The 11,333-nt window shown below is 37.2% G+C and carries 7 protein-coding genes; 5 read left to right on the top strand and 2 right to left on the bottom strand.

What is annotated here, in order from left to right; genetic code table 11:
• Window positions 1-212: 212 nt before the first annotated feature.
• From K1I41_RS11005 to K1I41_RS10985, 5 genes are all read left to right on the top strand, one after another.
• Window positions 213-5,549: a GEVED domain-containing protein gene (locus K1I41_RS11005; protein WP_220640394.1), complete on the top strand. Its 5,337-nt coding sequence runs from the start codon at window positions 213-215 to the stop codon at window positions 5,547-5,549.
• Window positions 5,550-5,675: 126 nt separating this feature from the next.
• Window positions 5,676-6,674, top strand: a complete 999-nt coding sequence (locus tag K1I41_RS11000) for a glycosyltransferase family 2 protein (RefSeq protein ID WP_220640393.1) — start codon at window positions 5,676-5,678, stop codon at window positions 6,672-6,674.
• Window positions 6,671-7,258, top strand: a complete 588-nt coding sequence (gene coaE, locus K1I41_RS10995; protein ID WP_220640392.1) for a dephospho-CoA kinase — start codon at window positions 6,671-6,673, stop codon at window positions 7,256-7,258. Before K1I41_RS11000 ends, coaE begins: the two co-directional genes overlap by 4 nt.
• 71 nt (window positions 7,259-7,329) lie before the next feature.
• Window positions 7,330-8,874: a sensor histidine kinase gene (locus K1I41_RS10990; protein WP_220640391.1), complete on the top strand. Its 1,545-nt coding sequence runs from the start codon at window positions 7,330-7,332 to the stop codon at window positions 8,872-8,874.
• Between the two features lie 4 nt (window positions 8,875-8,878).
• The gene (locus tag K1I41_RS10985; protein WP_220640390.1) at window positions 8,879-9,592 is read left to right on the top strand and encodes a response regulator transcription factor; all 714 of its coding nucleotides are present in this window, start codon (window positions 8,879-8,881) and stop codon (window positions 9,590-9,592) included.
• A gap of 74 nt (window positions 9,593-9,666) precedes the next feature.
• Here the strand turns inward: K1I41_RS10985 and K1I41_RS10980 are convergent, their stop codons facing one another.
• Window positions 9,667-10,413 carry an acyl-[acyl-carrier-protein] thioesterase gene (locus K1I41_RS10980; RefSeq protein WP_220640389.1) on the bottom strand — a complete coding sequence of 249 codons (747 nt, stop codon included), beginning with the start codon at window positions 10,411-10,413 and terminating at the stop codon, window positions 9,667-9,669.
• On the bottom strand, window positions 10,413-11,330 hold the full coding sequence (gene miaA / locus K1I41_RS10975) for a tRNA (adenosine(37)-N6)-dimethylallyltransferase MiaA (protein ID WP_220640388.1): 918 nt from the start codon (window positions 11,328-11,330) through the stop codon (window positions 10,413-10,415). Before miaA ends, K1I41_RS10980 begins: the two co-directional genes overlap by 1 nt.
• Window positions 11,331-11,333 lie beyond the last annotated feature (3 nt).

Here is an 11,333-nt window from a genome sequence, read left to right as displayed (position 1 = left end):
ATCACTTTTTAAATCACATTAAAAATATATTGTTAACTATAATTTAACATAAAGCGAATTATATGGTATTTTGTTATAAATCTTTCATTAATAACGACTAAAAGTTGATTTTAATTAAAAATTAATTTATAATACTTTTAAATTATGTTAAAATAATTGTTATATGTATAAATTTCATAACTTTATTAACAATAATTTATAACTATTATAATATGAAAAACACTACTTTTTTAAGAAGTGCTTCGGATTATGGGAAAAATTCGAAACGCTGGCTCTTGAGCTATTTAACCCTTTTTACCCTACTTTCCATTACGGCGGTATCTGCACAAGGTACTATTGGTATTGGTTCAGGTAGTGCTACCTCGGCAAACCGAGTGCCCATCTATTCGTGCTATAACTATACTTATAGCCAACAAATTATTCAAGCTTCAGAATTTGCTACTAGTGGCGGTGTAGCTGGAGACATTACTAAAGTAAGCTACTTTTATAACTCTGGAGGTACTAACTTGGCTAACTGGAATGAGTGGACTGTATATTTAGGTCATACTACCAAAACAGAGTTTTCATCAACTACAGATTGGGAAGATTTAGCAAACCTTACAGAAGTTTATTCTGGAGCAATTACTCCAGTGGCGGGTGAGTGGTTTGAAATCACTTTTACAGTTCCATTTAATTACGATGGAACAAGTAACCTAATTATTGCAATAGATGAGAATGTACCAGGATACTCATGTACTGCTAATTTTGGTTCGTACTCTGGTAACTCTAATACTGGACTTTTCTATTTCAGTGATGGTACTAACCCAGACCCTGCTGCCCCGCCAACAGGTACGCTAACTTCAACATTAGCAAGAATTGAATTTGAAGGAGCTGTTGCGTCATGCCTTGCTCCATCTGGTTTAGCAGTAACAACAATGGGTACTAACGATGCTGATATTGCTTGGGATGCTGTTGCAGCAGCAACAGATGGTTACGAGTACTACCATAGCACCTCAAACACTACACCAGTAGAGGCTACAGTGGCTACAGGTACAGCTGCTTCAGGAGATGTATCTGCAAATATCGCAGGGTTAACATCCAATACAACATACTACGTATGGATAAGAAGTAACTGTGGCGCAGGTTCAGTAAGTTCATGGTCAGCATCAACATCATTTACAACATTATGTGATGCTACAGATGTACCTTACATGCAGGATGTAGAATCGGCTACAACACCAGGTGTACCAGCTTGCATTATAACAGAAAATGCAGGATTAGGTAATAACTGGACAACCGTTACCAATCCAGGTTATGGTTTTACAGATACTACTTTTAGATACCAATACAACAGTAGTAACGCTGCAAATGCATGGTTTTACCTACAAGGGCTTAACTTAACAGCAGGAACTTCGTACCGATTATCATATACTTACGGTAACGATTTTACTTTTTATACCGAAAAACTAAGAGTATCTTACGGTACATCGGCTGGTGCAGCAGCAATGCTAACAGAGCTTGCAGATCATCCAGATATTAGTTCCGCTTCGCCAACTACAACTTTTGTAGATTTTACACCAACAACTACGGGTGTATACTATATAGGTTTCAATGCTTATTCTGCAGCAAATCAAAACAGATTATTTGTAGATGACATATCTGTAACATTAACGCCAACGTGTGAGCCTGTTACTGGAGTTGTTGCTACAACAACCTCTTTTACAAGCGGAAACGTGGTTTGGAATGAATCTACAGATTTACCAGCAAACGGTTACGAATATTATATAAGTACTGATGCTACTGAACCAACAGGAGCTACTATTGCTACTGGCGATGTTGCTGCTGGTGTGCTTACAGCAGATTTGACAGGACTTACACAAGATACAGAATATTATGTATGGGTACGCTCGGCATGTTCGGACACTGATCTTAGCCCATGGGCAGGACCATCATCATTCGTTACAAGCTATTGTACACCTGCACCTACTAGTGTAGACAATGATGGTATTATAAATGTAGACATGGGAACTATAAGTAATGCAACAGATGCAGAAGCAGGAAACTATGCAGACTATAGTGCACAATCTACAGATGCATTTGTAGGCGCTACGGTAGACTTTGCTATTACTTATGGTACAGGTTATACGTACGGAACAAAAATATGGATAGACTGGAATGATGATACTGATTTTGATGATGATGGAGAATTAGTATATACAGGACTTTCGGAAAGTGATAACCCAACCATACTTACAGGTTCGTTTGCCATTCCAGCAGATGCAGGTTTAGTAGGTTCGCACAGAGTACGAATAGGTGGAACAGATAATAACAGTGGTGGTACACCATGTTATACAGGTTCTTATGGTAGTTACGAAGATTATTCTATAAACATCGTAATGCCACCAGCACCCGTTATTACTGAGTTTACACCAGCATCATACTGTGCTGCCGATGGCGATATTACCATAACAGGTACAGGTTTAGGTAATGCTACACTCGAAATAGGGGGAGAAGCAATAACAATAGATACCAATACAGATACTGAAATTGTGGCTAACGTAGCAGCAGGAATTTCAGGAACAGTAGCCGTAACAACAGTTGGTGGTACAGATACTACTACAGATGTGTTTGAAGTAACAACACCAGCAACATTAACGTTAAGCGGTACAGAAACCACTATTTGTGATGGAAACGACACAGAACTAGTAACAATTACTGCAGGAGCTGCTGATTTTGATGTGTACGAATGGTCGCCATCCGATAGTGTTACAGGTAATGCAACTGATGGGTACACATTTTCACCATCAGAAACTACTACGTTTACATTAACAGCATCACAATCAGCAGGAAGTTGTGTTGTAATGGTAGATTATATAGTAAATGTAAACCCTGTTCCAGACCCTGTAACCGTTACGCCAGAAACTACCGATGCTTGTTTCGGTGAAGCAATAGCACTTATGGCAGAAGGTGGAACATCTATAATACCAATAGATTATTGTGTTCCAACAGTAGGTAATACAGGTGCATCAGGAGATTACATTGGAAGTTTCTCTTTTGCAGATATCGAAAATAATGATTCTGGTGATGCAGTAACAGATTATACTTATTATAGTGATTTAACAGCTAATGTTGAAGCAGGAGAAACATACGATCTTACAGTCGATGCAGGAGGAATATTCGGACAAGGTTTCCGCATATGGATAGATTATAACATGGACGGTGAGTTTACTACTGATGAAAGCGTTTATGATTCAGGCTCATCAGGTACTGACGAGTTTACAGGTTCGGTTACAATTTCTACTACTGCATTTAACGGACTTACAAGAATGCGTGTAGGATGTAGATATAATGCAGTACCTGCAGATGCCGATGCTTGCGGACATACAGGTTATGGTGAGTGGGAAGATTATAATGTAATGGTTACAGGCGGTCAGAACGCTGTAGATTACGTATGGTCGCCAATAGAAGGGCTTTACGAAGATGCTGAGGCTACTATACCTTATACAGGTACAGGTATGCAAACAGTATATGCAATGCCAATGGCCACAGTAACCTATACTGCTACAGTAACTACAGATCTTGGATGTCCAGCATCTGATACTGCTACACTAAACATTACCTTTACACCAGCTCCAACAGGAGATGCCGAAGCTAACTTTACAACAGCAGCAACAGTTGCTGATTTAGTAGCAATGGGTACCGATATACAATGGTACAACGTTGCAACAGGCGGTACAGCATTAGCTGCAACAGACGATTTATCGTCAGGAATGTACTACGCTACACAAACTCTTGATGGTTGTGAAAGTGGTAACAGACTTGCTGTTATGGTAACAATTCCAGAAATGGATTGGGTAAACCTACAATGGCCTCCGATGATGGAGATTGTAGAAGGAACTACAGGTACAGCCTATGCACAAGGGTATGAGCCAGGTGTTACACCAGGTGCAGGACCAGGTATAGGAGTAAGCGCATGGATAGCCGTTAGTACAGAAGATACTGATCCGTCTACATGGACAAACTGGGTACCGATGGCGTTTAATACGCAAGTTGGTAACAATGATGAGTTTATGGCAGAAATAGGCGAGGGCTTAGAGCCAGGTACATATTACTATGCTTCAAGATTCCAGTACCTACAAGGACCATACAGCTACGGTGGTTATAGTGCCGATGGCGGATCGTTCTGGGACGGTGTTGATTACGTGAGCGGAATGTTAACAGTTACATGTGGTACAATGGCACCAATGGCAGATGCTAACCAAGCAGTTTGTGATGCAGGTACTATTGCAGACCTTGTTGTAATGGGAGAAAACATACAATGGTATGATGCTGAGGTTGACGGCGCAATGCTTGCAGATACCGATGCACTTGTAGATGGAATGACATATTATGCTTCGCAAACAATAGACTGCGAAAGTTTAACAAGAACTGCAGTAACAGTAACTATAAATGTAACTGCTGCTCCTATGGGCGATGCAGAACAAACTTTTGAAGACGGAGCTACAGTAGCAGACCTTATGGCAATGGGAGAAAACATTCAGTGGTATGATGCTGAAGTTGATGGAGCAATGCTTGCGGCTACCGATATGCTTGTAGATGGCATGATGTATTACGCATCGCAAACCATGAACGATTGCGAAAGCCAAGACAGACTTGCTGTTATGGCTACCGTTAACGCACCTGCTATAGACTACGTTAACCTACAATACCCAGGCGAAGTAACTGTTTCAATTGCACAATCAGCAATGATTTATGTGCAGGCTTACGAAGCAGGAGTAACAGAAGGTACAGGACCAGGTTTTGGTGTAACCGCTTGGATAGGGGTTAGCACAGAAAATACAGACCCATCTACTTGGGATACTTGGATACCAACAACATTCAATATCCAATCAGGTAACAATGATGAGTACGTAGCCGAAATAGGAGCAAACCTTGAGCCAGGTACATACTACTATGCATCAAGAGTTCAGCTACACGAAGGTTCATACATGTATGGAGGTTACAACGAGCAAGGTGGTAACACATGGGACGGTGTAATGTACGTAAACGGTGTACTTAATGTACTTTGTGATACACCAGCACCAGATGGAGCAACAGAGCAAATAGTAGCATATGCTGGTGATGCACCAGTTATAGCAAACCTTGATGTAACAGGAACCGACGTTGTTTGGTATCCAACAGCACAAGATGCTATAGATGGTACTAACCCATTAACAAGCGAGTCTGTAGTGGAAGAAGGATCAACTTACTACGCTACACAAACAATAAACGGTTGTACAGGTGTAGTTAGTCTTGCAGTAACTGTAACAGGATTACTATCAGATGGTATTTTCGATATCAATTCGTTCAACTACTATCCAAACCCTGTTAAGGATGTACTTACAATACAACATTCTTCAGACATTACATCTGTATCAGTATTCAACATGTTAGGACAACAAGTTATGGTTAAGCAACCTAACACAACTGATGCAAAACTAGATATGTCGGCACTATCAGATGGAACTTATATAGTAACCATTAACGCTGACAAAACTGTAAAAACAATTAAAGTGGTCAAAAAACAATAGTTGTAATTATTAGTTTAATTATCTGAACCGATGGTGAGAGCCATCGGTTCTTTTTTTATGTATAAGCTATCATTTTGGTAGCTTTTTTTATTGTATAAAGAGTAACTTTGTTTAAAATTATTATAAATGCGCTTTTCGCTAATTATACCCGTTTATAACCGTCCTGATGAGATAGATGAACTGTTAGAGAGTTTAACAAAGCAAACCTATACATCGGAATACGAAGTGGTAATTATAGAAGATGGTTCAACTATCCGATGCGATACTATAGTATCCAAGTATCAAAATACACTATCAATATCCTATTATTACAAAGAAAATTCAGGACCGGGCGACTCCAGAAACTACGGGATGCAACATGCAAATGGAGATTATTTTATAATATTAGATTCCGATTGCATTATACCATCAAATTACCTAAGTAACATAAACCAAAGTTTAACGCACACCTACGTTGATTGTTTTGGAGGTCCAGATGCCGCGCTAGATAGTTTTAGTGATGTACAAAAAGCAATTAATTTTACCATGACCTCTTTTTTAACAACAGGAGGCATAAGAGGAAAATCCGAGAAAATAGAAAAATTTCAGCCCAGGAGCTTTAATATGGGTATCTCTAAAAAAGCATTTCAAGCCTCAGGCGGTTTTGGTAATATACACCCTGGCGAAGACCCCGACCTTTCTATTAGGCTTTGGAAACTGGGCTACCAAACAAAACTCTTTACAAACTGTTACGTGTACCATAAACGAAGAATAGATTGGCAGAAGTTTTACAAACAAGTAAATAAATTTGGTAAAGCCCGTCCAATACTAGATAAATGGCATCCTGAGTATAAAAAAGTAACCTTTTTATTTCCATCATTATTTATACTAGGCTTTGTTTTTGCTATACTCATAGCAGTATTTGGGGTAAAATCGCTACTGTATGCGTATGCTTTTTATTTTACTGTATTATTAGTCCTAGCTACTCTTCAAAACAAAAGTCTTAAAATAGGTATATTAAGCCTAATAGCTACTTGCATACAGTTTTACGGTTACGGTGTGGGGTATATGGCATCGTTTATAAAAGTACATATGCTATCTGCACAACCAGAACAAGCATTTCCAGAATTATTCTTTAAAAAATGAAAACAAAAATTATAGGGCTTACTGGTGGTATTGGTAGCGGTAAAACTACCATAGCAAACTATTTTGCTTCGTTAGGCGTACCCGTGTACATAGCTGACGAAGAAGCTAAAAAAATACTATATATTCCAAGTGTAGTTGCTGCCATAACAACTGCTTTTGGTACTGATGTACTAACAGATGGTATACCCGATAGGAAAAAGTTGGCAGCATTGGTTTTTAATAATCCCGAAAAGTTACAACAGCTCAATACCATTATACACCCAAAAGTAGCAGAACATTTTAACAGTTGGCTTACTAGTAAAAACAACCATTTGTTTGTTATAAAGGAAGCAGCCATTTTGTTTGAAAGTGGCAGCTATAAAAATTGCGATAAAATAATACTAGTAACTGCTCCCAAAGCACTACGTATTCAGCGTGTTATAAGCAGAGATGGTAGCACTGAAGAAGAAGTAGTAAAGCGAATGAATAACCAATGGGATGATGAGAAGAAAAGGCAAATGAGCGATTTTGTTATTGATAATATTGTATTGGACGATGCAAAACAAAAAGCACATGCTATTTATAATACTCTGAAAAATATGTAATATTTTGGGTAGTTGTTAATGTTTGGTTAATATTTTTAAGCGTTAATTGTTAAAATCTTAATTTTGTTTTGATGAACAAGACTAGGTTTCGTTTGCTTGTATTTTTTATGAGCCTATCGTTGATGGGTATTATATTAGTACAGCTATATTGGGTTAATTCTTCGATTAAAAATAACGAAGAACAATTTAAATTTCATATTCAGCAAGTACTTGGTAAAGTAGCCAATAAACTCCAAGAAAACGACGGTTTAAAATTCTTGCGACTCTATAATATCTCTAAAGATAGTTTGGGAGAAGCCCCATCCAGAGAGGATATGTTACCCTACTATTATAATTCTAGAAGAAAAAATATTAAAGGGCAAAATATTATCTATTCTGATAATATGAGCCAACGCGATTATAATCTGTTTTTTGATAGAGATAGGGTAGGAGGGTATTTAGATAGTGATATGGACAATCCTATACCATTAGGCAACAATAGTAATGATACCGATACCGAATCCTCCAGAACCAGAGATATGCAGGTTTGGCAACGTTACCAGTTCCAGTTGTACATTAAAGATTTTAGAGATTTTAACCCATTAGAAACCAGAGTTTCCAAGCCTTGGTTAAATGAGATACTAAGGTCGGAACTTTCTCAAAGCGGTGTAAAAACACCTTTTGAGTTTGCTATTTACAAAAACGGGCTTGCCACAAAACTACGTTCTTCAAAATTTAAATGGGAGCAAGGTATATCTTTCCAACATCCCATTTATACTGATATTGATGGTAAATCGGGTTACAGATTATTAATAACATTTCCTAAAAAGAAAACATTTATATTTTCGTCCATTTTAGGTATAACTTCGTTATCACTAATTTTTACATTAATTATAATCATTGCGTATCTTAGTGCTATTAATCAATTAATAAAGCAAAAACAGATATCTGAAATTAAAACAGACTTTATTAATAACATGACGCACGAGTTTAAAACACCTATTGCTACCATAAACTTGGCATTAGATGCCATTAAAAATCCAAAAATATTTGGTGATCCAGAAAAAGTGCAACGTTATTTAAAAATGATTCGTGACGAGAACAAACGCATGCACTCGCAGGTAGAAAACGTGTTACAGATATCGAAATTAGATAAAAAAGAGTTAGATATAAATAAGGATCAGGCTGATGTTCATGAGATTATAGAAGATGCTATTGAACATGTTAACTTAATTATTGAAGCCCGACAAGGCAAATTAATTCGTAAATTTGAGGCAAGACGTACAACAGCATTGTTAAATGATATGCACTTTACGAATGTTTTAGTTAATATTTTAGATAATGCTATAAAATATTCTCCTGATGAACCCGTTATAGAGATACATACGGAAAATGTAAAAGATTTCATATTAATAAAAATTAAGGACAACGGCTTAGGAATGTCTAAAAATACGCAGAAGCGAATTTTTGAGAAGTTTTACAGAGAACACACAGGCGATTTACACAATGTGAAAGGACATGGTTTGGGTCTTGCTTACGTAAAAAGAGTTATAGAAGACCATAATGCCAATATATACGTAGAAAGTGAAAAAGGAAAAGGTAGTACCTTTATAATAAAAATGCATCTAATAAATTAAAAATATGGAAGAAGTAAACAAAAAGATTCTTTTAGTAGAAGATGATCCAAATTTTGGAGCTGTACTAAAAGATTATCTGTTAATTAATGATTTTGACGTTACGTTGGCAAAAAACGGAATGGAAGGCTTTGAGAAATTTAAAAAAGACAATTTTGATCTTTGTATCCTTGACGTGATGATGCCGTATAAAGATGGTTATACACTTGCAAAGGAGATTAGAGAAAAGAATAAAGAAGTGCCAATTATTTTTCTTACAGCAAAATCCATGAAAGAGGATGTGTTAAAAGGATATAAAGTGGGTGCGGATGATTACCTTAACAAGCCTTTTGACTCTGAAGTATTGCTTATGAAAATTAAAGCAATTATTCAGCGTAAAGCATCGGAAACTAAAACGGATAACACGAAGTTTGAGTTCCAAATAGGTAAATTCCATTTAAACTCTAAACTACGATTTTTAACTTTTGAGAATGAGGAGCCTGTAAAGCTATCGCCAAAAGAAAACGAATTGCTTAAAATGTTGGCATTACACGAAAACGATTTGATGCCCAGAGAGCTTGCACTTACCAAAATTTGGAGAGACGACAATTACTTTACATCAAGAAGTATGGATGTATATATTGCCAAGCTCAGAAAGTACCTAAAACCAGATGAAGATGTAGAGATACTAAACATTCATGGCGAAGGTTTCCGTTTGGTAATAAAAAATAAAGCTTCTTAAGTAAAACACGTAATACGTTACTATAAAAAAACAGCTATTTTATACTCTTTAAACGGCTGTTTTTTTATGTATTATTATTTCCAGTTAAGTGCTAAAGCAAAACTAGGTTTGTCGTTTTTTGTTACTTTAAAAAATGTCGATTTATCTTCATCTTCGGTTGTAGTATGTAATACAACATCATCGTTTAGCTTTAATTCTCGCAGAAAATTCATGTCAAAACTTTTTAGTTGCTGGCGTAATAATAGTTTGTAGTCTACAGCGTCCAAACACCACTCCAAGTACTTTACGTTATTAACATGGAATACAATATCCAAATCAGATAGAGCTACTGTTCTCTCGCTAATAGCTTTTACCTCTTTATTTAAGTCGAGTCTTGCAAAAGGCGTCTCGGTAGCTAATTTCTCAGGATATTTTTCCAAATGGTCGTGGGGTAGTGCCAAGCCTTCAGATTTTCGGAGCTTTGTATTAAAAACTACCCAGTATGTTACTGCACCAATAATTTTTTCGTTATTTAACCACACCTCCAATGCCCTTATGGAGCGCGAACCATGTAAATCGGTTATCCATGTTTTTATGGTAACTACATCCCTCCATTGTGGCATTTTTTCAATCTCTACACGCATTCTGCTTAGTACCCATGCTTGGTTGTGTTGCTGCATTTCGGTAAAACTCATGCCCCCCGTTTCGGAGTGTGCAGCGGCTGTAAGTTGCAATAAATTACAAAGCTCTGTTTGTTTTAGGTAACCATTGGGGTTGCATTGTAAAAAGTTGACTTCCCATTCTACAGAATGAATCGATTTAAAATCGGGTGCTATAGGCATTACAATTGTTCCTTTATATAATTAATAACAATATTGTGTGGCGTTTTAAAATTAAACCATTTTGTAGCTTCGTTACGTTTAAACCACGTTATTTGTCTTTTAGCAAAACGTCGGGTATTCTTTTTTATTTCTTCTATGGCAAAATCAAGCGATTGCTCTCCATCAAAATAGCTAAATAACTCTCGGTAACCTACAGTTTGTAATGCGTTAAGGTGTTTGTGTGGGTATACTGTTTTAGCTTCATCAATAAGCCCCGCATCAACCATTATAGCAACACGTTTATTAATACGGCTGTACATAACTTCGCGTTCCGCCTCCAACCCTACAATTATTGGGGTAAAGTTGCGGCTATTTTTTTTAATGTTTAAGAACGACGAATACGGCTTGCCAGCACTAATACACACCTCTAGGGCACGCATTAAGCGTTGCGGGTTCTCTTTGGCTACGTTTTTATAATGTTCGGGGTCTAATCGTTGTAATTCTTGTTGTAGGTACGATATTCCGTGTAGATTGTATTGTGTTACAAGTTCTTCCCGAACCCCACTTTTAACATCTGGGAAATCGTCAAACCCTTTTAATACGGCATCAATATAAAGCCCAGAGCCACCTACTAGTACTACTGTATCGTGGTTCTTGTACAATTCGTCAAGTAACGCAATAGCATCGCGCTCAAAATCGCCTACAGTATAGGTGTCAAAAATACTAATGTTTTGTACAAAATAATGTTTGGCTGCTTGCAGCTCTTCCTCGCTAGGCACCGCTGTACCAATACGCATCTCTTTAAAAAACTGTCTGCTATCAGCCGAAAGTATAGGGCAATTAAAATGCTGGGCTATTTGTATTGCCATAGCTGTTTTACCTATAGCGGTAGGACCAACAACGGTTATTAGCTGTTTTTTAGAGGAGTTTTTACTCATCTT

This window comes from Flavobacterium litorale, assembly GCF_019613795.1.
In the GTDB taxonomy this organism is placed as follows: domain Bacteria; phylum Bacteroidota; class Bacteroidia; order Flavobacteriales; family Flavobacteriaceae; genus Flavobacterium; species Flavobacterium litorale.
Note: the sequence above shows the minus strand (reverse complement) of the source record. Positions and strands in the feature narration are given on the sequence as shown.

Bases quoted from the DNA above. Each gene is read 5' to 3' on its own strand.
- K1I41_RS11005 (WP_220640394.1), top strand. From the start codon at position 213: ATGAAAAACACTACTTTTTTAAGAAGTGCTTCGGATTATGGGAAAAAT.
- K1I41_RS11000 (WP_220640393.1), top strand. From the start codon at position 5,676: ATGCGCTTTTCGCTAATTATACCCGTTTATAACCGTCCTGATGAGATA.
- coaE (WP_220640392.1), top strand. From the start codon at position 6,671: ATGAAAACAAAAATTATAGGGCTTACTGGTGGTATTGGTAGCGGTAAA.
- K1I41_RS10990 (WP_220640391.1), top strand. From the start codon at position 7,330: ATGAACAAGACTAGGTTTCGTTTGCTTGTATTTTTTATGAGCCTATCG.
- K1I41_RS10985 (WP_220640390.1), top strand. From the start codon at position 8,879: ATGGAAGAAGTAAACAAAAAGATTCTTTTAGTAGAAGATGATCCAAAT.
- K1I41_RS10980 (WP_220640389.1), bottom strand. From the start codon at position 10,413: ATGCCTATAGCACCCGATTTTAAATCGATTCATTCTGTAGAATGGGAA.
- miaA (WP_220640388.1), bottom strand. From the start codon at position 11,330: ATGAGTAAAAACTCCTCTAAAAAACAGCTAATAACCGTTGTTGGTCCT.